At 59.5% G+C, this 23,478-nt stretch carries 21 protein-coding genes; 8 read left to right on the top strand and 13 right to left on the bottom strand.

Annotated features, from left to right (window positions below):
• Positions 1-50 precede the first annotated feature (50 nt).
• The 4 genes from ACYZUD_RS16445 to pdxH all read left to right on the top strand — a co-directional run bounded on the left by ACYZUD_RS16445 (position 51) and on the right by pdxH (position 5,826).
• Complete coding sequence (locus ACYZUD_RS16445) at positions 51-2,561, top strand: beta-galactosidase (RefSeq protein ID WP_462024934.1); 2,511 nt, start codon at positions 51-53, stop codon at positions 2,559-2,561.
• A gap of 236 nt (positions 2,562-2,797) precedes the next feature.
• On the top strand, positions 2,798-3,943 hold the full coding sequence (locus ACYZUD_RS16440; protein WP_462024933.1) for a serine hydrolase domain-containing protein: 1,146 nt from the start codon (positions 2,798-2,800) through the stop codon (positions 3,941-3,943).
• 113 nt (positions 3,944-4,056) lie between these two features.
• Positions 4,057-5,154 carry an OmpA family protein gene (locus ACYZUD_RS16435; RefSeq protein WP_462024932.1) on the top strand — a complete coding sequence of 366 codons (1,098 nt, stop codon included), beginning with the start codon at positions 4,057-4,059 and terminating at the stop codon, positions 5,152-5,154.
• Positions 5,155-5,178: 24 nt separating this feature from the next.
• Positions 5,179-5,826 (top strand): pyridoxamine 5'-phosphate oxidase, encoded by a 648-nt coding sequence (pdxH, locus tag ACYZUD_RS16430; RefSeq protein ID WP_462024931.1) that lies wholly within the window; start codon positions 5,179-5,181, stop codon positions 5,824-5,826.
• A 5-nt stretch (positions 5,827-5,831) separates the two neighbouring features.
• Here the strand turns inward: pdxH and ACYZUD_RS16425 are convergent, their stop codons facing one another.
• Positions 5,832-6,068 carry a hypothetical protein gene (locus ACYZUD_RS16425; RefSeq protein WP_462024930.1) on the bottom strand — a complete coding sequence of 79 codons (237 nt, stop codon included), beginning with the start codon at positions 6,066-6,068 and terminating at the stop codon, positions 5,832-5,834.
• A 167-nt stretch (positions 6,069-6,235) separates the two neighbouring features.
• Between ACYZUD_RS16425 and ACYZUD_RS16420 the strand changes: the two genes are divergently transcribed.
• Positions 6,236-6,700, top strand: coding sequence for an outer membrane lipoprotein (locus ACYZUD_RS16420; RefSeq protein WP_462024929.1), 465 nt, complete (start codon positions 6,236-6,238; stop codon positions 6,698-6,700).
• A gap of 91 nt (positions 6,701-6,791) precedes the next feature.
• Here the strand turns inward: ACYZUD_RS16420 and ACYZUD_RS16415 are convergent, their stop codons facing one another.
• The 3 genes from ACYZUD_RS16415 to nhaA form a co-directional block, all read right to left on the bottom strand.
• Positions 6,792-7,037 (bottom strand): pyocin S6 family toxin immunity protein, encoded by a 246-nt coding sequence (locus ACYZUD_RS16415; protein ID WP_462024928.1) that lies wholly within the window; start codon positions 7,035-7,037, stop codon positions 6,792-6,794.
• 15 nt (positions 7,038-7,052) lie between these two features.
• Positions 7,053-8,225: an S-type pyocin domain-containing protein gene (locus tag ACYZUD_RS16410; RefSeq protein ID WP_462024927.1), complete on the bottom strand. Its 1,173-nt coding sequence runs from the start codon at positions 8,223-8,225 to the stop codon at positions 7,053-7,055.
• 116 nt (positions 8,226-8,341) lie between these two features.
• On the bottom strand, positions 8,342-9,532 hold the full coding sequence (gene nhaA, locus ACYZUD_RS16405; protein WP_462024926.1) for a Na+/H+ antiporter NhaA: 1,191 nt from the start codon (positions 9,530-9,532) through the stop codon (positions 8,342-8,344).
• A gap of 239 nt (positions 9,533-9,771) precedes the next feature.
• On the opposite strand from nhaA, the gene ACYZUD_RS16400 reads away from it, so the two are divergent.
• Complete coding sequence (locus ACYZUD_RS16400) at positions 9,772-10,866, top strand: PLP-dependent cysteine synthase family protein (RefSeq protein ID WP_462024925.1); 1,095 nt, start codon at positions 9,772-9,774, stop codon at positions 10,864-10,866.
• A gap of 126 nt (positions 10,867-10,992) precedes the next feature.
• Here the strand turns inward: ACYZUD_RS16400 and ACYZUD_RS16395 are convergent, their stop codons facing one another.
• The 3 genes from ACYZUD_RS16395 to ACYZUD_RS16385 form a co-directional block, all read right to left on the bottom strand.
• The gene (locus ACYZUD_RS16395; protein WP_462024924.1) at positions 10,993-12,606 is read right to left on the bottom strand and encodes an NAD(P)/FAD-dependent oxidoreductase; all 1,614 of its coding nucleotides are present in this window, start codon (positions 12,604-12,606) and stop codon (positions 10,993-10,995) included.
• A gap of 94 nt (positions 12,607-12,700) precedes the next feature.
• Positions 12,701-13,366, bottom strand: a complete 666-nt coding sequence (locus ACYZUD_RS16390) for a COG3650 family protein (RefSeq protein ID WP_462024923.1) — start codon at positions 13,364-13,366, stop codon at positions 12,701-12,703.
• Positions 13,367-13,540: 174 nt separating this feature from the next.
• Positions 13,541-14,140 carry a short chain dehydrogenase gene (locus ACYZUD_RS16385; protein WP_462024922.1) on the bottom strand — a complete coding sequence of 200 codons (600 nt, stop codon included), beginning with the start codon at positions 14,138-14,140 and terminating at the stop codon, positions 13,541-13,543.
• 104 nt (positions 14,141-14,244) lie between these two features.
• On the opposite strand from ACYZUD_RS16385, the gene ACYZUD_RS16380 reads away from it, so the two are divergent.
• Positions 14,245-15,153: a LysR family transcriptional regulator gene (locus ACYZUD_RS16380; RefSeq protein ID WP_462024921.1), complete on the top strand. Its 909-nt coding sequence runs from the start codon at positions 14,245-14,247 to the stop codon at positions 15,151-15,153.
• Positions 15,154-15,333: 180 nt separating this feature from the next.
• On the opposite strand, the gene ACYZUD_RS16375 is transcribed toward ACYZUD_RS16380, so the two are convergent.
• The 5 genes from ACYZUD_RS16375 to ACYZUD_RS16355 all read right to left on the bottom strand — a co-directional run bounded on the left by ACYZUD_RS16375 (position 15,334) and on the right by ACYZUD_RS16355 (position 20,336).
• Positions 15,334-16,035, bottom strand: a complete 702-nt coding sequence (locus ACYZUD_RS16375) for an ABC transporter ATP-binding protein (protein ID WP_462024920.1) — start codon at positions 16,033-16,035, stop codon at positions 15,334-15,336.
• Positions 16,036-16,803, bottom strand: a complete 768-nt coding sequence (gene livG, locus ACYZUD_RS16370) for a high-affinity branched-chain amino acid ABC transporter ATP-binding protein LivG (protein WP_462024919.1) — start codon at positions 16,801-16,803, stop codon at positions 16,036-16,038.
• Positions 16,800-18,056 (bottom strand): high-affinity branched-chain amino acid ABC transporter permease LivM, encoded by a 1,257-nt coding sequence (locus ACYZUD_RS16365; RefSeq protein ID WP_462024918.1) that lies wholly within the window; start codon positions 18,054-18,056, stop codon positions 16,800-16,802. Before ACYZUD_RS16365 ends, livG begins: the two co-directional genes overlap by 4 nt.
• Complete coding sequence (gene livH / locus ACYZUD_RS16360) at positions 18,053-18,976, bottom strand: high-affinity branched-chain amino acid ABC transporter permease LivH (RefSeq protein WP_074874152.1); 924 nt, start codon at positions 18,974-18,976, stop codon at positions 18,053-18,055. Before livH ends, ACYZUD_RS16365 begins: the two co-directional genes overlap by 4 nt.
• A 232-nt stretch (positions 18,977-19,208) precedes the next feature.
• On the bottom strand, positions 19,209-20,336 hold the full coding sequence (locus ACYZUD_RS16355) for a branched-chain amino acid ABC transporter substrate-binding protein (RefSeq protein ID WP_462024917.1): 1,128 nt from the start codon (positions 20,334-20,336) through the stop codon (positions 19,209-19,211).
• A gap of 339 nt (positions 20,337-20,675) precedes the next feature.
• Between ACYZUD_RS16355 and ACYZUD_RS16350 the strand changes: the two genes are divergently transcribed.
• Complete coding sequence (locus ACYZUD_RS16350) at positions 20,676-20,981, top strand: DUF2288 domain-containing protein (RefSeq protein WP_462024916.1); 306 nt, start codon at positions 20,676-20,678, stop codon at positions 20,979-20,981.
• A 280-nt stretch (positions 20,982-21,261) separates the two neighbouring features.
• On the opposite strand, the gene ACYZUD_RS16345 is transcribed toward ACYZUD_RS16350, so the two are convergent.
• Positions 21,262-23,454, bottom strand: coding sequence for a hypothetical protein (locus tag ACYZUD_RS16345; protein ID WP_462024915.1), 2,193 nt, complete (start codon positions 23,452-23,454; stop codon positions 21,262-21,264).
• Positions 23,455-23,478 lie beyond the last annotated feature (24 nt).

Genomic DNA, 23,478 nt, shown 5'->3' with positions numbered 1-23,478 from the left:
CATTGCTTTTCCACTGGCCATTGTTGGTCGTTAGGGAGAATTTCGTTCTTATGATTCGCCGTTCGTTGCCTGCTGTTTTTGCCCTGTTGTTCACAACGCCCTTGCTGGCGGCTCCTGCCGGTCAGCAGACGCTGTTCAATTTTGTGCGCCCCGCCGACGTGGTCCAGGTGGCAACTGAGGACGCCAGCCTGCCGCAATCCAACGCCGAACAAACGGCCGAAGGCGAAGTGTTGCGCCGGGTGACGTTCAATCCTGTTGCCCAGCCAACACTGCGTCTGACTCCGCAAACCGGGGCCTGGGACTGGTCGCAGTCCGGCGTGATGAGCCTACGGATCCAGAGCGCGATGAACTGGGCCATTACGCTCTACGTGAAAATCCAGAGCAACGATGGCAAGACGCTGATCAGTCGCATCGACCTGCCGGCGGGCCCCGCGCAAACCCTGCTGGTGCCGCTGCAGCCAACTTCTCCATTGAGCCAGGGCATGAAAGCCGGGCCGCCGATGCCGATGAATTTTGACGGTCAGCGCATCTTGCTGGCCAGCAGCGCCGGCGAGCTGAATCGCAGCCAGGTGGTGTCGGTAACCTTGTCGATGGATCAGCCGAAAGTCGCCCAAAGCATCCTGCTGGAACGCTTTGGCGTGCAGGACGGCGAGGGCGTGACCCAAGCCGTTTACGGCGGCCTGGTGGACGCTTTCGGTCAATCGACCCGAACCACATGGCCGGAGAAGGTCAGCAGCGAAGAGCAACTCAAAAGCGCCGCCGCCAAGGAACAGCAACAAATCAAAACCTGGTTGGCCGAGCGCAAGAAGTTGTCGCTGGATAAATTCGGTGGCTGGATAAAAGGCCCGGCGTTCAAGGCCAGCGGCTTTTTCCGCACCGAGAAACGTGACGGTCGCTGGTACCTGGTGACGCCGGAAGGGCATCCGTTCTACTCGCTTGGGGTCAACACCGTTGCCCCGGACGTCAACCAGACCTATGTTGCCGGTCGCGAGTGGATGTTCGAAGCGCTGCCGAAACTCGACGCGGGCCTGCCCAACCACTACGGCGAAGGGGATAACCGCGGCGGCAATGGTGCGGATCGCGGCCGTGGCTATAACGCCGGTCTCTGGTACGACTTTTATGGCGCCAACTTGCAGCTTCTGTATGGCGCCCCTTGCGCACTGGGCAGCGACACCAAGGCCGGTGTCGCCGAAGCGGCCAAGGCCGATGCGGTTGAGGCGACGGTCGAAAAAGCTGCTGAGCAACCCGTCGTGCCTGCCACGGCCGAATCCGGTGTTGCCGAAGCCGCCAAAGCCGGCGCAGAGGAAGCGACCGTCGCGAAAGCGGCTGAGCAGAAACCCGCCGAGCCCTGCACAGCGGTGATTGATGAACAGCGCTGGACAAGCCACACCCTGGATCGCCTGCAAGCGTGGGGCTTCAACACCATCGGTAACTGGAGCGCTCCGGTGCTGGGCAACGCTGACCGCGTGCCGTACACCTTGCCGCTGTCGATCGTCGGCGATTACGCCAGCATCAGCACCGGCACCGATTGGTGGGGCGGCATGCCTGACCCGTTCGATCCGCGTTTTGCCATGGCCACAGAACGCGCGGTGGCCATCGCGGCCCGCGACCATCGCGACGATCCATGGCTGATCGGCTACTTCGCTGATAACGAACTGGCCTGGGCCGGTCCCGGCGACGACCCGAAAGCCCGCTACGCCTTGGCCTACGGCACCTTGAAAATGACCACCGACGTGCCGGCCAAACGCGCGTTCCTAAAGCAATTGCGCGACAAGTATCGCAATCAGGCCGGTCTGTCGAAAGCCTGGGGCATTGACCTGCCGGCCTGGGAATTGATGGAAGACCCGGGCTTCGTGCCGCCGCTGCCAAGCGCTGAACACCCGGAAATCGAAGCCGACTTCAAATATTTCCAGAAAGTCTTTGCCGACACCTATTTCAAGACCATCTCTGATTCACTGAAGTGGCACGCGCCGAATCAGTTGTTGCTGGGTGGTCGCTTCGCCATCAGCACCCCCGAAGCCGTAGCGTCCTGCGCCCAGTATTGCGACGTGCTGAGCTTCAACATGTATACCCTGCAGCCGCAGGACGGCTATGACTTCGCCACGCTGCGCAGTCTGGATAAACCGGTGCTGATCACCGAGTTCAACTTCGGATCCGCAGATCGCGGCCCGTTCTGGGGTGGCGTGACGCAACTGGCCAGGGAAGAAGACCGTGGCCCCGCCTACGCAAACTTCCTTAAACAGGCGCTTAGCGAGCCGTCGATTGTCGGCGTGCACTGGTTCCAGTACCTCGATCAACCGGTGACCGGGCGCCTGCTGGATGGCGAGAACGGCCACTTCGGGCTCGTGGGCATTACCGATTTGCCGTTCCAGGGTTTTGTCGAGAGTGTGCGCAAAAGCAACCTGGCGACCGTCGATCAGTTGGGCAAAGAGGCCGAGAAAGCCAAGTCTGAAGCGGATAAAGCCAGCCACGATGCAGAGGGCGGCAGAAAAGGTGATGCCGGAAAAGGTGTAGGGCAGGGCGCTGGTCATGCGGGTGCGCATTCCGCCAATGGCCATTAAGGCCTGAGACCGCGTTATCGTTCATCGCGAGCAGGCTCGCTCCCACAGTGGATCTTTGGTGCGACTGAGATCCCATGTGGGAGCGAGCCTGCTCGCGATGGCGTCCGCAAACACACCATAAATTTCAGATCCGATACATGGGCAACCGACCGCCCAGCCCGCCCCTGTTCCCAAAACCTTCAATGGCTGGAACAATGCGGGCCACTTTGTAGTGCGTTTATCCAAGGGAGTCGCGGGTGCAGATTCAGGGTTTTTACGAGCTTAAGTTCGAAGCGGTGCGTGAGGCGTTCGCGGCGCTGTTCGACGATCCTCAGGAACGTGGCGCAGCGTTGTGCATCCAGATCGGCGGTGAAACCGTCGTTGACCTCTGGGCCGGCACCGCCGACAAGGATGGCCTTGAGGCGTGGCACAGCGACACCCTTGCCAACCTGTTCTCCTGCACCAAGACCTTTACCGCCGTCACCGCCCTGCAACTGGTGGCCGAAGGCAAACTGCAACTGGATGCCCCGGTTGCTCGCTACTGGCCCGAGTTCGCCGCCGCCGGCAAAGCCCACGTGACGTTGCGTCAATTGCTCTGCCATCAGGCCGGGCTGCCGGCGTTGCGCGAGTTGCTGGCGCCCGAAGCGCTTTACGACTGGCAAACCATGGTTGATGCACTGGCCGCTGAAGAGCCCTGGTGGACGCCGGGTGAAGGTCACGGTTATGCGGCGATCACCTACGGCTGGCTGGTCGGCGAGTTGCTGCGTCGTGCCGACGGTCGTGGGCCGGGTGAATCCATCGTGGCGCGGGTAGCGAAGCCGTTGGGCCTGGACTTCCACGTCGGGCTGGCGGATGAAGAATTCCATCGCGTGGCTCACATCGCCCGTGGCAAGGGTAACGTCGGCGATGCGGCGGCCCAGCGCCTGCTGCAAGTGACCATGCGCGAACCGACGGCCATGACCACGAGGGCGTTCACCAACCCGCCGTCGATCATGACCAGCACCAACAAACCGGAATGGCGCCGGATGCAACAGCCGGCCGCCAACGGCCACGGCAATGCCCGCAGCCTGGCCGGGTTCTACGCCGGCCTGCTCGACGGCAGTTTGCTCGAAAGTGAAATGCTCGACGAGCTGACCCGCGAGCACAGCCTCGGCGAGGACAAGACTCTACTGACCCGGACCCGTTTCGGCCTGGGTTGCATGCTCGATCAACCGGACGTGCCCAACGCCACCTACGGCCTTGGCCCACGGGCGTTCGGTCATCCGGGCGCCGGCGGTTCCATCGGTTTTGCAGACCCGGAACACGATGTGGCCTTTGGTTTTGTGACAAACACCCTGGGACCGTACGTCTTGATGGATCCGCGCGCGCAAAAGCTTGTGCGGGCACTGGCCACTTGTCTGTAAATCGCGCTGAAGGGTTCCAGGGCCGGAACCCGAAGGCCATTGTGTTTTCCAAGCGTCTGTTTATCCGGGTCAATCCGGCCTGATTTTTTATTACTTCATTTTGTGGATATCCAATGTCATCCAATAAAACCCTCGCCTTGGCCCTGTGTTTTGCAATTACCGGTTGTGCGCAGACTCCACAAAATGATTCCGATGGCAGCAACTGGTGGCCGTTCGGTTCCTCCGACAAAGTCGCGGCAAAAGAGCCGGCTCCAGCCCCAGCTCCGGCCCCGCTGAAGCCTGCCGCCACAGCTCCGGTAGCCAAGGCTGAAAGCTCGAACCCTTGGTACTGGCCGTTCGGCTCCGATGAAGTGCTCGACAAAAAGCCGGAAGTAAAACCTGAAGCCAAGCCCGTCGAAGTGGCCAAGGCTGAGGCCGATGCCGGTGGCAAATGGTGGTGGCCGTTCGGCGGCAAAGAGCAAAGCACAGCCAAAGTCGTGCCGATGCCTGATCCGAAAGTCACCCAGGCCTGGCTCGACGACTACGAACCACGCCTGCGTGAGGCGATCAAGGACAGCAACTTGCAACTCGAACGCCGTGAAAACGTGCTGGTGGTGACCGCGCCGGTAGAGGGCTCGTTCAACCCTGACCGTCCGGCCATGCTGCTGCCGGTCACCCTCGGTCCCTTCACCCGTGTTGCGAAAATCCTTGAAGTCGATCCAAAGACTGCCGTGCTGGTGCTCGGTCACAGTGACACGTCAGGCGCCGCACCAGCCAACGTGAAACTGAGCCAGGAACGTGCACAAGCCGTGGCTGCGATCTTCCGTCTCAGCGGTCTGCAGCGTGATCGCTTGATGCTGCGTGGCATGGGCGGCGAAGCCCCGCGTGCTGCCAACGACAGCAATGAAGGCCGTGCCTTGAACCGTCGCGTGGAACTGCTGGTGACCCCGCAAAACACCATGGTCGCGTTGCTGAGCAAGTACAACATGCCGGCTCCTGCGCCAGTGAAACTGGTCGCTGCCCAGGACATCAAGCCAGTGGCCAAGCCGGTGACTCCTGCACCTGCCGCGAAGAAAGCCGCTGTGCCTGCCGCGAAAAAGGCCCCGGCCAAGAAAGCCGCCGCGAAGAAAGCTCCGGCTAAAACCGCGACGCCAGCGAAAAAGACTGCTCCGGCCAAAGCCGCGGCCGACTCGAAGAAAGTCGCCGTTGCCGACGACGCTGCAAAGAAGTGATTCGTTAACCAAAAGGAATGCGCCATGACCCAGGGCCTGGCTGATATGCGTCGCGACTACACCCGTGATGGCCTGACCGAGGCGCAAGCCCCGGTCGAGCCGTTCGCGCTGTTTCATCAGTGGTTCGCCGACGCGGTGAAAACCGAGCAGGCACCGGTGGAAGCCAACGCCATGACCCTGGCCACCGTTGATCCGGACGGTCGACCGCATTGCCGCATTTTGCTGCTCAAGGGCCTGGACGAGCAGGGCTTCACGTTCTTCACCAACTACGACAGCGCCAAGGGCCAGCATCTGGCGGCGAATCCGTTCGCAGCCATGACCTTTTTCTGGCCGGCCCTGGAGCGCCAGGTGCGCATCGAAGGGCGGGTGGTGAAGGTCACGCCCGAGGAATCCGACGCCTACTTTCAAGTCCGGCCCCTGGGCAGCCGCCTCGGTGCCTGGGCTTCACCGCAAAGCCGCGTGATCGCCGACCGTGCTGAACTGGAAGCCCTGCTCAAGAACACCGAGCAACGCTTCAGCGACACCCAGCCTCACTGCCCCGAGCACTGGGGTGGTTATCGTCTGCTGCCTGAGCGCATCGAGTTCTGGCAGGGCCGTTCGAGCCGCCTGCACGACCGCCTCAACTACCGCCTACAGGACGCCGACTGGATTCTTGAACGTCTGGCACCCTAGGCAGTCTACCGACCGGGATAGCCTGCCGCAGCGGCCTCCAGCCACTGAGGCAGGTCCCGACGCTTGATCTTTTGCGCTTGGGCGTTTGCCAGTTGCTGAAGCATGAAGGCTTTTTTATGCTCATCGCTACCGGCCAGAGACAACGCCAGATCGCGATCCATCCAGCGCTTGATCCGCACGTACAACCACCAATGGAAGTACAGACCGGCGACAGTGGTGACGAAAATGATGAAGTAATCCATGACAATCCTTGGGTCAGCGGCGCAGATTCTGGAATTTGCCACTACTGTTGGGTGAGTTCGTGAAGCGCCTGTACTGGAACTGAATGAAACCAATTTTATCCGGGCGATGCCGTGACAGGCGTCAAGCTGCGGAGTTTAATGAATACCTGTCCTTTGGAGTTGATGCTATGCGTAAGTCTGTTCTGTTGGTTGCTTCCTTTTCCACGATGGCGATGTTGCTCACTGGTTGCCAATCGAACCTGACCGGTGACTCCTACTCCCGTGACGAAGCGCGTCGTGTGCAGACGGTTCGCATGGGCACCATCGAATCCCTGCGCCCGGTCAAAATCGAAGGCACCAAAACCCCGATCGGCGGCGCAGCCGGTGCAGTCGTGGGCGGTGTAGGTGGTAGCGCCATCGGCGGCGGTCGCGGCAGCATCGTCGCAGCAGTCATCGGCGCCGTCGCCGGCGGCCTGCTCGGTTCCGCCACCGAAGAAGGCCTGACCCGCACCCAGGGCGTGGAAATCACCGTTCGCGAAGACGACGGCAGCATGCGCGCCTACGTGCAACAGGTTCAGGAAAACGAAGTGTTCCGTGTTGGCGAGCGAGTGCGGATTGCTACGGTTGATGGCACTAGCCGCGTTTCGCACTAAGCGGGAACGAAAGGTAAAAGAAAACCCCGATCAGGTGACTGGTCGGGGTTTTTTATGTCTGTCGATTTCAGCAATGTCTAATTCATAATCGTTAGGCTTGGCACAGTCCCATGTAATACACCAAGTCGTGCCTGAAAGGGTCACTAACCAATTCCATAATCGCACTGGCTTGATTGGGAGATAACACATGCTCGCCCATGGGCACATCCTTCAAAGTTTTCCAGCCCATGACGTTAAGCACTGCTGCCTCTAAGGCTTGCGGCACATCCTTTTCGTATTGCAATGAAGTGTCGGGGTTTGGGTCGGGAAAAAAACCGGCGATTTCAATAAATATCATTCCTGCTCCTCATCATTACTTTGTTGACGTCCGTCTTTCAGGTTTTGCGTCACCGGTCTGTTCGCCCGTTTCTGCATCAAATTCCCCTAAGTGATCCCCTGCCCAGTTGTACACTTCAACGGCGCCATGCTGGTAATCCCACTCATAAATGCGTTTCTTACTTTCCCAGCGTTTTCGGCTTCCTTTAGTCTGAACGCGGATGGCATCGGGGAATGCTGGTAGAGCTTTTGGTGGAGGGTGATAACCGTGGTCACCATTGATTGGCCTTGCAACCACGACGTATAAAGGCTTCACCCCTGAATCCGCCGGAAACACAAGAATGAAATCCTTGTACTCAGGCGGATAAACCGGATCGACGATGATGCTGTCCGCTGTTTTCGTCGGCGGGTAAACCCAAATATGCGGTGCCTGCGGCGCGGCCTCCAACGCTGGAATACCGAGTATGTCGGAACCGTCTACAGCCGGTGTCCAGATCAGCTCAACACCATCCCCTAGATCCGCCACCTGCTGACTGCCGCGCAATGCGAACTGCACGACATCGACCATTTCCCAATCGCGGTTTTTGCCGGTGTAGAAGCCGTAACCCTTGAGGCTACCATCCGCTTGTTGCTCGACTCGCAGGCGCACGCGAGTGCGGGCCTGTTTCAGCGCACGGAGTTGGTCTTCGGTGTAAAGCGAGCTGTCGCCCAGACTCGATTGTGTGACCAACGCTACAAGGCCAACCAGCGTCGCTACGACGGTGGCTGCTGCTGCCACGGGAACAGCGGCAAATGCCGCACCGCCCAAGGCGAGGGCACCTAAACCGACGGGAATCGCCGTCCCACTGATCTTCTTCAGTGGCACAGCGCCTGATTCATCCGCTTCGCGAGCGCCCAGCAGAATCAGCTCGCCGTAGTCTTTCAGGCTGTCGGTCGGAACAACGCCGGAAGGATTGGAGTAATCGATGATGGCATCGGGCAGCTTGCAGGACTTGGCGAACACGCACCCCGCGCGAACGGCTTTGTCTTTGTTTGCCGAGACCTGAAGACTGCCTTCAAAGGCCTCTTGCCTGGCGAGCATCGCGTCGTAAGCGTTTTGCCTGGCATCCCGCTCGGCCAGTTCGGTGGCCGTCATGAAACGGTGGGTAACGTGATGCCCGTCGCCTGACGGTGGGTTCTTGACCCGGGGAATGTCCTTGTTGCCAGCCACTGATCGTCCTTTCATTCGTCCATCGGCAGCCCCTTGAGAGGGCTGCACGACGTTAACGAACGTGACTGATCGTGGCTGTAGGACGAGTCTTGGATGACGCTAAGAGTTGTCTCTGTTTAGCAGGGTTGCAGTGCGGCACTCTTGCGACTCGCCGCCGCCGTCACCGCATAACCAATCAATGCCGCCAATATCGAACCGGTCAAAATCCCCATTCGATCCATCCCGGCGTATTCACTGGCACCCGGCACAAACGCCAGGGAACCGACAAACAAACTCATGGTGAAGCCGATCCCGCAGAGAATCGCCACGCCCAGCACCTGGCCCCAGTTGGCGCCTTGGGGCAGGGCGGCGATACCGATTTTCACCGCCAGCCAGGTCAGGCCGAACACGCCCAGGGTCTTGCCCAGCAGCAGGCCGACCGCAATGCCCATCGGCACGTGGTGGGTGAAGCTTTCGACGGTCACACCGCTCAAGGACAGCCCGGCGTTGGCGAAGGCGAACAGCGGCAGAATGCCGTAGGCCACCCATGGATGCAGGGCATGTTCGAGGGTCAGCAGCGGCGAGGGTTCGGCATTTTTCGTACGCAGCGGAATGCAGAAGGCCAGGGTCACCCCGGCGAGTGTCGCGTGGACGCCGCTCTTGAGCACGCAAACCCACAGGATCAAACCGATGATCATGTACGGCCCGAGCTTGACCACGCCGAGCCGGTTCATTGCGATCAGCGCCACGATGCAGGCCGCGGCCAGTGCCAGCGACAAAGTCGACAGCGCGCCGGAATAGAAGATCGCAATGACGATGATGGCACCGAGGTCGTCGATGATCGCCAGGGTCATCAGGAACAGCTTCAGCGACACCGGCACGCGCTTGCCCAGCAGGGCGAGCACGCCGAGGGCGAAGGCGATGTCGGTGGCCATCGGGATGGCCCAGCCACCCAGGGCTGCCGGGTCGTCGCGGTTCAGAAACCAGTAGATCAGCGCCGGCACCACCATGCCGCCAATCGCCGCGGCGCCGGGCAGCACGATCTGCGAAGGTTTTGACAGCTGACCATCGAGGACTTCGCGTTTTACCTCCAGGCCGATCAGCAGGAAGAACAGGGCCATCAGGCCGTCGTTGATCCACAGCAGCAACGGCTTGGCAATTTTCAGCGCACCGATCTGGGCGACCACGGGGGTGTCCAGCAGACCGTTGTAAAGCCACGACAGCGATGAGTTGTTGATGATCAAGGCCAGGGCTGCAGCGGCGATCAGTAACAGACCGCTGGCAGCTTCCAACTGAAAGAAACGCGTGAACGTGCTACGCAGAGGCAAGGTCGCTCTCCATCGATGAATTTAAAAGGTGGCACACCCTAACCCGTACCGTTAGTTGTTAAAACAAAAGTTATATTCTTTTTTGTTATATGCCGTTGCAACGTGACTGGCCAGAACGAACCTGAGCCTAGCAGTTGCCAGACGTATTGGATCTCAGCTGTATCTGTGCGTGATGTAGGTTTTTTCCTAAGCTTAAGAGCTGAGCCTTGCAACAAGGCCGACTCGACGAGAAAACCACCATGAGCGACAACCGACAGTGGGCCCGCGAAGCCATCCGGATCATCGAAGCCGACTTTCAGCGCAGCGCCGACACCCACCTGATCCCTTTGCCGCTGCCAGGGTTTGCGGGCATCGAGCTGTATTTCAAGGATGAGTCCAGCCATCCCACTGGCAGCCTCAAACACCGGTTGGCCCGCTCGTTGTTCCTCTACGCGTTGTGTAACGGCTGGCTCAAACCCAGTGCGCCGGTGATCGAAGCGTCCAGCGGTTCGACGGCGATTTCCGAGGCGTACTTCGCCCGTTTGCTGGGGTTGCCGTTCATTGCAGTGATGCCGGCGACCACCTCCAAAGAGAAGATCGCGCAGATCGCTTTCTACGGTGGCAAGAGCCATCTGGTGGACGATCCGACGCAGATCTACGCCGAGTCCGAGCGTCTGGCTCGCGAACACGACGGGCATTTCATCGATCAGTTCACCTACGCCGAACGCGCCACCGACTGGCGCGCGAACAACAACATCGCCGAATCGATCTTCCATCAGATGCGTTTCGAGAAACACCCCGAGCCGAGCTGGCTGATTTCCAGCCCCGGCACCGGCGGCACCACGGCGACCCTCGGCCGTTACGTGCGTTATCGCCAGCATTGCACCCGCGTGCTGTGCGCCGATGCCGAACGCTCGGTGTTCTTCGAGTACTACCAGACCGGCGACGCCAGCCTGCGCCTGGAGTGCGGTTCGCGGATTGAAGGCATCGGTCGGCCACGGGTGGAAGCGTCGTTTCTGCCCAAGGTGATCGATGCGATGGTCAAAGTGCCAGACGCCCTGTCACTGGCGGCCATGCATTACCTGGCGCAGCATTTGGGGCGACGGGTTGGTGGATCGAGCGGGACCAACCTGATCGGTGCCTTGATGGCGGCCGGGCAAATGGCGGCGGCGGGCGAGTCGGGGTCGATCGTGGCGATTCTCTGTGATGGCGGCGAACGCTATGAGACCAGCTATTACGATCAGGATTGGCTCAAGGCCCAGGGGTATGAGTTGAGTGGTTTGATGGATGCCGTGGCGGCGAGTGTCGAGCGGGGCGAGCCGTTGCCGGACACCGTGCTGCGCGCCAATATCTGAGATCTCCCAAACGCTGAAGACCCAATGTGGGAGCGAGCCTGCTCGCGATAGCGGTAGATCAGTCAACATCTCTGTTGAAGGTTAATCCGTCATCGCGAGTAGGCTCGCTCCCACATTGGGGTCGGGTCAGGCTTCCAGTCCGAGGATGTCTCTGGCCACGGCTTCAGCAATCCGAATCCCGTCCACACCTGCCGACAGAATCCCGCCCGCATAACCCGCGCCTTCACCGGCCGGGAATAAGCCCTTCACGTTCAAGCTTTGCATCGACTCGTCACGGGTAATCCGCAGCGGCGACGACGTACGCGTTTCGATGCCGGTCAACACGGCGTCATGCAGCGAGTAACCGCGAATCTGCTTCTCGAACGCCGGCAACGCTTCGCGAATCGCTTCGATGGCGAACGCCGGCAAGGCCAGCGTCAGATCACCGAGGGCAATCCCTGGCTTGTAGGACGGTTCAACACTGCCCAACTCGGTGGACGGCTTGCCCGCAATGAAGTCGCCAACCAGTTGCGCCGGCGCTTCGTAGTTGCTGCCGCCCAGCACAAAGGCGTGGGATTCCAGGCGTTCCTGCAACTCGATGCCCGCCAGCGGACCGCCCGGATAGTCGACTTCCGGGGTGATCCCGACGACGATTCCGGAGTTGGCGTTGCGCTCGTTACGCGAGTACTGGCTCATGCCGTTGGTGACCACGCGGCCCGGCTCGGACGTCGCCGCCACCACGGTCCCGCCCGGGCACATGCAGAAGCTGTAGACCGAACGACCGTTGCTGGCGTGGTGCACCAGTTTGTAGTCGGCAGCACCGAGTTTCGGGTGGCCGGCGTACTTGCCCAGGCGTGAGCGGTCGATCAGCGACTGCGGGTGCTCGATGCGGAAACCCACCGAGAACGGCTTGGCTTCCATGAACACACCACGGCCGTGCAACATGCGGAAGGTGTCCCGGGCGCTGTGGCCGAGGGCCAGAATCACGTGCTTGGAATGAATCTGCTCGCCGCCGTTGAGCTCGACGCCGACCAGTTGGCCGTCCTCGATCAACACGTCAGTGACGCGCTGCTGAAAGCGCACTTCGCCGCCCAGCGCACGGATCTGCTCACGCATGTTTTCCACAACGCCGGTCAGGCGGAACGTACCGATGTGCGGCTTGCTGACGTAGAGGATTTCTTCCGGCGCGCCTGCTTTTACGAACTCGTGCAGAACTTTGCGGCCGATAAATTTCGGGTCCTTGATCTGGCTGTAGAGCTTGCCGTCGGAGAATGTCCCCGCGCCGCCTTCACCGAACTGCACGTTGGATTCGGGGTTGAGCACGCTTTTACGCCACAGGCCCCAGGTGTCCTTGGTGCGCTGGCGCACTTCGGTGCCGCGCTCGAGGATGATTGGCTTGAAGCCCATTTGCGCCAGCAGCAGCCCGGCGAAAATCCCGCACGGCCCGAAGCCTACGACGACCGGACGTTGTTCGAGATCGGCCGGCGCCTGGCCGACCACTTTGTAGCTGACATCCGGTGCCACGTTGACGTTACGGTCATCGGCGAACTTGTGCAGCACCGACGCCTCATCGCGAACGTTGAGGTCGATGGTGTAGATGAAACACAGTTCGGAGGATTTTTTGCGCGCATCGTAGCTGCGCTTGAACAAGGTGAAATCGAGCAGGTCATCACTGGCGATGCCCAGGCGCTGCACGATGGCAGGGCGCAGGTCTTCATCGGGATGGTCGATCGGCAGCTTGAGTTCGGTGATTCGTAACATGACGGGATCCGGTTCGCGGGGCGCACAACTGCGCCAGGGCGTTTGAAGGCGGCGATTATAAGCCGCAAAGACCGGTCCCGTGAGGCAAAAACGATCAGTCGTCGCGTGATCCGCCGAAATACCCGCAGCCGCGCTGAACCTGGCCATCGATGCGCAGTTCGGCGCTCATGTGCTGGACACTGCCGGTGCTGCTGTCGACGCAACGTTGCGGCGCGACCCACAGTTCGATGTGCTGGTTATTGGCTTCGGTGCTGAGGTTGAAGCGGCCATCGCCCAGTTGCTCTTCGACGTAGGGCAAGGCCAGCGGTGGCTGACCGGCGCGATCGATGACCATGCCTTTGCCGCTGACTTTCACGTTCCACTCCGGCCCGTGGCCGGCGGCGCGCAGGATCAGCTGTTTGAAATTGGGATCGTTGCAGGCGGTGCCCGAGCGTTCGACGCGGTACAGCTGCTCCAGATCAAGTCGGCTATCGGCACCACTGGCGACGATCCGGCCGCGCACGTCGGCGAACAGCTTGCCCTGAGCATCGGCCAGGGTCGCGGCCTCTTGCAGGACGCTGGTGCCGCCGGTGTCGTTGACCACGTAGCTGCGCTGTTCATTGCACGGCTGGAACAACAGCTTGCCGTCGGCCGCCGTCAACTGGCCCTGCAGGCGGGTCTGGCCCACGTGGGAAGCACTTTCACGCGGGCCATCGAGCAACTGGCAGGCGGCGAACAGCGGAAGCAGGGCAACAAGGACTAAGGAACGGGCAACACGCATCTTTGGCTCTCCAGACAAGTGCCGCCACGTTACTCAGCCTGACCGTTCATCACAACCCTGCATTGCGCTTGCTTTGTGTAGGCGCTGGCGAAGCCTGCGATCTTTTGATCTTCGACGTTCTCGAAGCAGCCAAAAGATCGCAGCCTGCGGCAGCTCCTACAGGGAGTGATGTACTCAGCCGACGTGGAACGTCTGTCCTGTCTGCAAGCCTTCCACACTTTTGGCGTAGGCCAATGCCACATCCACTGCCGGAACCGGTTTGTAGCCGCGGAAGTACGGTGCGTAGCTGCCCATGGCTTCGACCAGCACGTTAGGGCTCACCGAGTTGACGCGCAAACCGCGAGGCAGTTCGATGGCCGCGGCGCGGACGAAGCTGTCCAGCGCACCGTTGACCAGCGCAGCCGAGGCACCGCTGCGAATCGGGTCGTGGCTGAGCACACCGGTGGTGAAGGTGAACGAAGCGCCGTCATTGGCGAATTCGCGGCCGATCAGCAGCAGGTTGACCTGGCCCATCAGCTTGTCTTTGAGGCCCAGGGCAAAACTGTCTTCAGTCATTTCGCCCAACGGCGCGAAGGTCACGTTGCCCGCCGCGCAGACCAGCGCGTCGAACTTGCCGGTTTGCTCGAACAGTTTGCGAATCGAGGCGCTGTCGCTGATATCCACATGAAAATCGCCACTGTTGCGACCGATGCGGATGATTTCATGGCGTTCGGACAGTTCCTTGTCGACGGCCGAACCGATGGTGCCGCCTGCGCCTATCAAAAGAATTTTCATGGTGCTGATCCTCGGGTGGGTTGAAAGAGGCCCAGTCTAGAGTGGTTTTTTCTGCTGATAAGCGCGCTAATAGGCAACCTTTGGTTTTCAAATGGAAACAGTCCATGAGTGAAATGGATGACCTGGCGGCGTTTGCGGTGTTGATTGAAGCGGGCAGTTTTACCTTGGCGGCGCAGCAACTGGGTTGCAGCAAGGGGCAGTTGTCCAAGCGCATCAGCCTGTTGGAAACTCGGTTTTCCGTGGTGCTGCTGCAACGTACCACTCGACGCTTGAGCCTGACCGCTGCGGGTGCGGCGCTGTTGCCGCAAGCTCAGGCGCTGGTCGTACAAGTGGAGAGGGCGCGTCAGGCATTGGCGCGATTGAAGGACGACATGGCCGGGCCGGTGCGTATGACGGTTCCGGTGTCGTTGGGGGAAACGTTCTTCGATGGCTTGTTGCTGGAGTTTTCCCACAAGTACACCGAGGTGCAGATTGAGCTCGACCTCAGCAATAGCTTTCGTGATTTGTCCCGCGACGGCTTTGACCTGGCGGTTCGCTCCGAGGTGGGTAATGACGAGCGTCTAGTGGCCCGCCCCCTGCTGGCCTGGCACGAGATGACCTGCGCCAGCCCGGCCTATCTTGAGCAATACGGCGAACCGTTGACGCCGCAGGCCCTCACTGAACACCGCTGTTTGCTCAACAGTCATTACAGCGGCCGCGAAGAATGGCTTTATCACCAGCAACACGAGTTGTTGCGGGTTCGCGTGTCGGGATCGTTCGCCAGCAACCATTACAGCTTGCTGAAAAAAGCGGCACTGGCCGGCGCTGGCATTGCGCGCCTGCCGTCCTACCTGCCGCAAGCGGAATTGGCTGACGGGCGTTTGCGCTGGCTCCTGCGCGACTATCAGACGCGGCGCATGCCGATGTACCTGGTGCATCCTTACCAGGGAGGGCTACCGAAACGCACCCAAGTGCTGGCGGATTATTTGATTGGCTGGTTCAAGCGCAGCGGGGAAGCGTTGGACAAGCTCTAAATCATCACTCCGACCCTATGGGAGCGAGCCTGCTCGCGAATGCGATTTTACCTTCAATACATGGGTTGACTGGCACACCGCTTTCGCGAGCAGGCTAGCTCCCACAAGGGATTGCGGTGTTTTCGAAATTGGGGCGGGCATAAAAAAACGGCCGAAGGCCGTTTTTTTTACCGAGAAGGCTTAACCACCGAGGTACGCTTCACGCACTTTCGGATCGGTCAGCAGCGCTTCCCCTGTACCTTGCATCACCACCCGGCCGTTCTCCAGAACGTACGCGCGGTCAGCAATTTTCAACGCCTGGTTGGCGTTCTGCTCCACCAGGAACACCGTCACGCCATCTTTGCGCAGCTGTTCGATGATGTCGAAGATCTGCTGGATGATGATCGGCGCCAGGCCCAACGAAGGCTCGTCGAGCAGCAACAACTTGGGCTTGCTCATCAGCGCACGGCCGATGGCGAGCATTTGCTGTTCGCCGCCGGACATGGTGCCGCCGCGCTGGTTGAAGCGTTCTTTCAGGCGTGGGAAAAGTCCGAGGACCTTGTCCATCTGTTCCTGATAATCGCCCTTTGCGGTGAAGAAGCCACCCATGGACAGGTTTTCTTCCACGGTCAGACGGGCAAACACCCGACGACCTTCAGGTACCACAGCGATGCTCTTGCGCATGATCTGCGCCGAGGTCTGCCCCACGAGCTCTTCGCCCATGTAGCGGATGCTGCCGCTGTGGGCCTGCGGCGAACCGCAGAGAGTCATCAGCAGGGTGGATTTGCCCGCGCCGTTGGCGCCGATCAGTGTCACGATTTCGCCCTGGCGGATCTCCACGTTGACGCTGTGCAGGGCCTGGATCTTGCCGTAGAAGGTGGAAACGTTTTCGAATTGCAGCATTTACGCTTCCCCCAGGTAGGCTTTGATCACTTCAGGATTGTCGCGGATCTGTTCCGGCGTGCCGTCGGCCAGAGGCGTGCCCTGGTTGATCACGACGATGTGGTCGGAAATGCTCATGACCAGTTTCATGTCGTGTTCGATCAGCAGCACGGTGACGTTGTGCTCTTCACGCAACATGCTGATCAGCGCCTTGAGGTCCTCGGTTTCCTTCGGGTTCAGGCCGGCCGCCGGTTCGTCGAGCATGAGAATCCGCGGGCGGGTCATCATGCAACGGGCGATTTCCAGGCGACGTTGTTGGCCGTAGGCCAGGGTACCGGCCGGACGGTTGGCAAACGCCGTGAGGTTGACCTTGTCCAGCCAGTATTCGGCGAACTCCATCGCCTCGCGCTCGCTCTTGCGGAACGACGGGGTTTTGAACAGGCCCGACAGGAAGTTGGTGTTCAGGTGACGGTGCTGGGCGATCAAGAGGTTCTCGACCGCGGTCATGTCCTTGAACAGCCGCACGTTCTGGAAGGTCCGTACCACGCCTTTGAGAGCGATCTTGTGGCCGGGCAGGCCTTCGATAGGCTCGCCGTCCAGCAGGATGCTGCCGCCGCTCGGTTTGTAGAAACCGGTCAGGCAGTTGAACACGGTGGTCTTGCCGGCGCCGTTGGGGCCGATCAGTGCCACGACCTGTTTTTCCTTCACGCTCAAGGCTACGCCATTGACCGCCAGCAAGCCGCCGAAGCGCATGCTCAGATTTTCTACTTTAAGGATCTCGCGGCTCATTTGCGCAACTCCATGTGAGGACGTTGCATGGGCAGCAGGCCTTGAGGACGCCAGATCATCATCAGCACCATCAAGGCGCCGAACATCAACATGCGGTACTCACTGAACTCACGCATCATTTCCGGCAACAGGATCATCACCACGGCAGCGAGGATCACGCCAAGCTGCGAGCCCATGCCACCCAGTACAACGATGGCGAGGATGATCGCCGACTCGATGAAGGTGAAGGACTCCGGCGTTACCAGGCCCTGACGGGCAGCGAAGAAGCTGCCGGCAAAGCCGGCGAAACTGGCGCCGAGGGTGAAGGCCGACAGCTTGATGACCGTAGGATTGAGGCCCAGTGCACGGCAGGCGATTTCGTCTTCACGCAGCGCTTCCCACGCGCGGCCCAACGGCATGCGCAGCAGGCGGTTGATGACGAACAGCGCAGCCAGTGCCAGGAACAACGCAACCAGGTACAGGAAAATCACCTTGTTGATCGAGTTGTAGGCCAGGCCGAAGTACTCGTGGAAGGTCTGCATGCCTTCGGCGGCTTTACGTTCGAAGGTCAGGCCGAAGAACGTCGGTTTCTCGATGTTGCTGATACCGTTCGGGCCACCGGTGAGGCCAGTCAGGTTACGCAGGAACAGGCGAATGATTTCACCGAAGCCCAGGGTCACGATCGCCAGGTAGTCACCGCGCAGACGCAGCACCGGGAAACCGAGCAGGAAGCCGAAGGTGGCCGCCGTCAGACCGGCGATTGGCAGGCAGATCCAGAAGCTCAGGCCGTAGTAATGCGACAGCAGTGCATAACTGTAGGCACCGACGGCGTAGAAACCGACGTAGCCAAGGTCGAGCAGGCCGGCGAGGCCGACCACGATGTTCAGGCCCAGGCCGAGCATCACGTAGATCAGCACCAGGGTGGCGATATCCACCGCCCCGCGAGAGCCGAAGAACGGCCACACCAGCGCACCGGCGATCAACGCAATGATGATCCAGCGCTGGGTGGTCGGCAGGGTCAGGAAGTTGCTGGCCTTGGCCGGAATCAGCGGCATGTTTGGCGACGAGCGCCAGGCCGAGCTGATCTGCTGATCGAACAGCACCCGCAGGAACATCAGCACCGAGCACACGGCGATGGTGATAAGCGTGGTGTTACTGGTGCCATGGACTTCGAGGTTGATGCCGACGATGGTCAGTTTCAGACCGAGTACCGGGTAGGCCACGGCCCACACCAGCAAGGCGCTGAACAACGCCTGTTTAAGATTCCTAGTCATACTTTCTCAACCTCCGGACGGCCCAACAGGCCGGTTGGCCGGAACAACAACACCAGGACCAATAGACCGAACGCCACGACGTCCTTGTACTGGTCACCGAAGATATCGGCGCCAAAGGCTTCCGCCACCCCAAGCACGATCCCGCCAAGCATGGCGCCGGGAATGCTGCCGATACCGCCCAGTACCGCTGCGGTGAAGGCCTTGAGGCCGACCAGGAAACCGGCGTTCGGGTTGATCACGCCGTATTGCATGCTCAGCAGCACGGCCGCGATGGCCGCCAGTGCGGCACCGATGACGAAGGTCAGGGCGATGATGTTGTTGGTGTTGATACCCAGCAGGTTGGCCATCTTGATGTCTTCGGCACAGGCGCGGCAGGCGCGACCCAGGCGAGAGCGGGAGATGAACAGCGTCAGGCCGAGCATGGCGACCAGGGTCACCACGAACACCACGATTTGCATGTAGGAAATCAGCACTTCATGTGCGCCACCTGGCCCGATGGAGAAGTTACCGGGGATCAGGTTGGGGATGGATTTGTCCTTGGAGTCTTGCGCCAGCAGAACCGTGTTCTGCAGGAAGATCGACATGCCGATGGCGGAAATCAGCGGGATCAGACGGTTGCTGCCACGCAAGGGGCGGTAGGCGATCCGTTCGATGCTGTAACCGTAGGCACTGGTAACAACGATGGTTGCCAGGAAAGCGGCAGTCATCAACAGCGGCACGCTGTCGAGTCCCAGCATGGCAAGCCCGGCGATGGCGATGAACGCCACGTAAGAGCCGATCATGTACACCTCGCCGTGGGCGAAGTTGATCATTCCAATGATGCCGTAAACCATCGTATAGCCGATGGCGATCAGGGCATACGTGCTGCCAATGGTCAGGCCATTAACCAGCTGTTGGAAGAAGTGATAGATGTCAGGCATTACAGCGCTCCTAAAAACCTGATACGCATTTCACTGGTGGAGTCATTTTCCCGCTCGAGCCCCGTGGATCTGTATCCACTTCGAATTCGAGGTTTGCCAGCGAACCGCTGATGACGGTTTTGAGATTTTCAGGTGGGGAGACTGGCGGATCACGCCAGCGCGGCCCAGTACATTCGTAAAACAAAGCCCACGGCACGCCGTGGGCTTTGTTGGCAGTCAGTCAGGCAACGCCTTACTGAGGTTTTGCTTCAGTTTTAGGTTTGCCGAAGTGCCACTCGTAAACCACAAATTTGAAGTCTTTCAGGTCGCCCTTGTCGTCGAAGCTCAGGTCGCCGGTTGGAGTCTTGAACGTGCCTTTGTGGATGGCTTCAGCCACTTTGGCAGTGTCTTCGGACTTGGCAGCGGTGATACCGTCGGCGATCACTTTCACAGCCGAGTAGGCCGGGAACACGAACGGACCGCTCGGGTCTTCTTTCTTCGCTTTGAATGCGTCAGCCAGGGCAATGTTGGCTGGATCCTGGTCGAAGGATTTCGGCAGGGTCACCAGCAGACCTTCGGAAGCATCTTTGGCGATCTGCGAAATCGAGTCGTTACCCACGCCTTCCGGACCCATGAACTTGGCTTTCAGGCCTTTTTCCTGGGATTGACGCAGGATCAGACCCAGCTCCGGGTGGTAGCCGCCGTAGTAGACGAAGTCGACGTTGGCTTGCTTGAGCTTGGAGATCATCGACGAGAAGTCTTTGTCGCCAGCGTTGATGCCTTCGAACACGGCAACCTTGACGTTTTTGCCTTCCAGCGTTTTCTTCACGGCGGTGGCGATGCCTTCACCGTATTGCTGTTTGTCGTGCAGAACGGCAACGATTTTCGGTTTTACGAAGTCGGCAATGTAGTTACCGGCGGCAGGGCCCTGGGCGCTGTCCAGACCGATGGTGCGGAACACCATTTTGTAACCACGGGTGGTGATGTCCGGGCTGGTGGCAGCCGGGGTGATCATGATCACGCCTTCGTCTTCGTAGATGTCCGAAGCCGGTTGAGTGGAGCTGGAGCACAGGTGGCCGACCACGAACTTGACGCCGTCGTTGACGACCTTGTTCGCGACAGCAACCGCTTGTTTTGGATCACAGGCGTCATCGTATTCAACGGCTTCGAGCTTCTTGCCGTCTACGCCGCCCTTGGCGTTGATTTGTTCGATGGCCATTTTGGCGCCACTGAACTGCATGTCGCCGTATTGGGCTACAGGGCCGGTTTTAGGGCCGGCGATGCCGATCTTGATGGTGTCAGCTGCGAACGAATGGCTGGCAACCCCGGCCAGAACCATAGCGGCAAACAGTTTGGAAATCTGCTTAGTAGCCTTAGTCATAGTGCTCCACTCTTACTGTTGTAGTTTTTATAGTCCTGGCGCCGTAGCGGCAGAACCGGGTCAGATATCTGCGATACCTTCCGGAAAATGCCCCCGGCAACTGTACCGGTACAGTGTAGAGCGCCGATTGTTAGCCTGGGAAGCTGGCGCCAGGGGGCAAATCTTGGGGGTGTCGCTTTATTGAAAGAAAAAGACAGAATGGCGGCGGGGGTTATAGCTGAACTAACAGCAATCCTTGGCTTTCCTGCTCTTTTCAATCGGTAACTCATTTGCATCCGGGTTTTTCTGCCGGACCACCGACGTTATCATTCGCGTCGATTTCTTTTCCGGACAGGACCCATGACTCAAGAACCTAGCACCCTCTATGCCAAGCTGCTTGGTGAAACCGCATCTATTACCTGGAAGGAGCTGGAGCCGTTCTTCGCCAAGGGTGCCCTATTGTGGGTCGACCCCGGTCTGGATTTGATCGCCGCCGCAGAAGCCGTGGCGACGGATGAAGGCGAGAAAGTGGCTGCCTGGCTGGCCGCCGACAAACTCGCCAAGCTGTCTGAAACGCGGGCGCTGGATCTTTTTGAGCGTGATCCGGAGCTGTGGGCAGTGGTCGTTTCGCCGTGGATTCTGATCCAGGAAAGGGCGACGAGTTGAATGCGTGCACTTTATTGGTGCTAGGTTTTCGCAGAGGAAAGTGTGTAGCCGAGTAGCGTGATGGCATGTGGCCGTGGAGAAAGGCCACAGAAGGGTCTTGGCGAGGGTGACGTAAACGTAACGGGAACAGTTTATTGAGCAGCCGACTGGCTGCTTAATTGTTTCTGAATGTTGGATTTGTCGTGAATCTACTGCCGCCTTCGCGAGCAGGCTCGCTCCCACAGGGTCTAGTGATGACCTTGTGGGAGCGAGCCTGCTCGCGAATGGGGTCGATGCGATTTTAGAAGGTTTTACCGGTGTGGTTATTAAGCGAAATAACCTTGGTCTTGCCAATCCGGTGACGGTAGATCTCGCGCAGGTACTTGATTGCCTTCTTCACGCAATCGCGCGACAGACGAATGTCATTGATCGAGACGAACTTGTCCTTGTCGTTGATCAGCTCGCGGTACTTCTTCTCGTACATCGGTTTGATCGCGTACCAGTTGGTATCGAGGATTTTCGCCGGGTTTTCGAACTCGTTCAGCAGATCGTCGATCAGGCCTTCGTCGAACTCTTCATTGATGATGAAGTCCAGGATCGAGTTATCCAGCGTCTCGTCGAAGCGGTACGGGTTTTTCGCAAAGCAACGCTTGATGAACGCCACGATCAGCGTCAGGAAGTCGTCCGACAGGCACGGGCTCTTGGCGATCAGGGTGGTCAGCGACAAGTTGGCCGAGGCACCGATCACCAGCGCATAGCGCTTGAGCGTGGTGTTGGGGAACAGGCTGTTGAGGTGGGTCTTCAACCGGTTCAGGTCCATGTAGGACAGCTTGTAGTCTTTAGGCAGCGAAACAATCGACACCACCGATGAGCAGTTCTTGAAGAAGTGCAGGTCGTGCAACGCGGCGGCGTCATAGCCCGAATTCTTGTATTGCTCCAGGGAGGCGCGATAGCGCTTGGACTCGATCGGCAGCAGGCTGATGCCTTCGATGGCCTGGGTGACTTTGTTGAAGTGCGGCAAGTCGATGGAGCGGAAGAACAGGTCGTCGATGTTCAGGCGCTGCGGCTCTTTCTCGAACACCTTGAACTTGTCGTTGCTCGGCGGCGGGGTTTCCGGCACCACGGACTCGGCGTAGGCAATCGCCACCGGGCCGGCCAGGCTCATGAACAGGTCGTTGGCGTCGAGGCGAATGGTTTCGCCGATGTCGATGCCGGCACGACGGAAATAGTTCTGGTCGTAGTCGGTCGTGACCGCCTGCGCCGTCAGAATGTTGAAGATCTGCTGCGAGATGTACTGGTTCGCGTGCTTTTCCATCGCGTTGACGTCGATGTTCTGGATGTTGCCGTCATCGCTTTCTTCGGCGTAACGCATGATGTCGTTGGAGATCAGCATCATGGCGTTCCATGGGCGGATACGGCCCATGACGCTGGCTTCGCTGCTGTCTTCGTTAGCGAAGTTGTAGGAGAAGTCCCATTCTTCCGACAGGTATTTGCACAGCAGGCGACCGGCGTTGATGTGCAGCGCCTCGGACATTTCACTGCGGTGATCGGAAATGTTCGGCAGTACGCAAATGCCGCTGGTGAAGATCGGCTCGAAGACAAAGGAATGACCGCTCTTGCCGTCATGCTCGTCCATCGGCTTGGTGTCGAACGTCTTGTTCATGTACGAGTGCTGCTGGGCCAGCCCGAATTCCGAAGCCATGCCCGAGCCGGTACCGCCGCCGGCACTGAAGATCGAGAAGTACAGGCGCGACTGGTTGGCCTTGATGCCGCAGCTGTCGATCAGGTACGAGTGAATCATCTTCCAGTCAGGGCTGGAGAAACGCTGGGTGTCCTTGTTCAGGATGATCTTGGCCAGGTACTGGCCGAGAATCGGCGCGTTACCGGCGCCACCGGCGTGGACTTCCGACAAGTCCATGATTTTCATTTTGCTGTAGTCGCGCAGGAAGCCGCTTTTTTCGCCCTTGCGCGAGAAACGGATGCGACCGGCGATGTCTTTGTCGAGGTCGCCGAGCATGACCAGCGGTTCTACCAGGAACACCGGTTTGCTGGCCTTGTTGTGTCCCAGGCGCAGGTTGTTGCGGATCCACTGCGCCGGGCTGTAGCCCTTTTCGGCGTAGCGCTTGTCCGGCGACGGACGGTCTTCGTTGTTGAATTCGTTGAGGTAGAACTTGCGGGCGTTGTACACCAACTCCGCGACGTCCAGCGCGATGTTCGACCCGCAGCGGCCCAGGCCAATCAGGCACACAGACGGGAACTCCTGAGCGTTGTGCTGTTCCGCATCGCCTTCCAGATGCGGTGGACGCGGGAACACCATGTCGCGCAGGCCGTCGAGGTTATCGAGGATGCGATCGGTGTTGGTTTCCGTGAAGTACAGGTATTGCTGAGTTGCCAACGGGCGCGACGGCGTCAATGACTTCGACGGTGCGGGGCTGTTCGCCGCGGGGAGCGTCAGATCGGATATCGCAGTGGTCGGATTGTTTTTAGAAGTCATTGTGCGCCATATACCTGGACTGGT

The sequence above is a fragment of the Pseudomonas sp. XS1P51 genome (genome assembly GCF_054897845.1).
The sequence above is the reverse complement of the archived record's forward strand: the minus strand, read 5'-3'. Positions and strand labels throughout refer to the sequence as shown.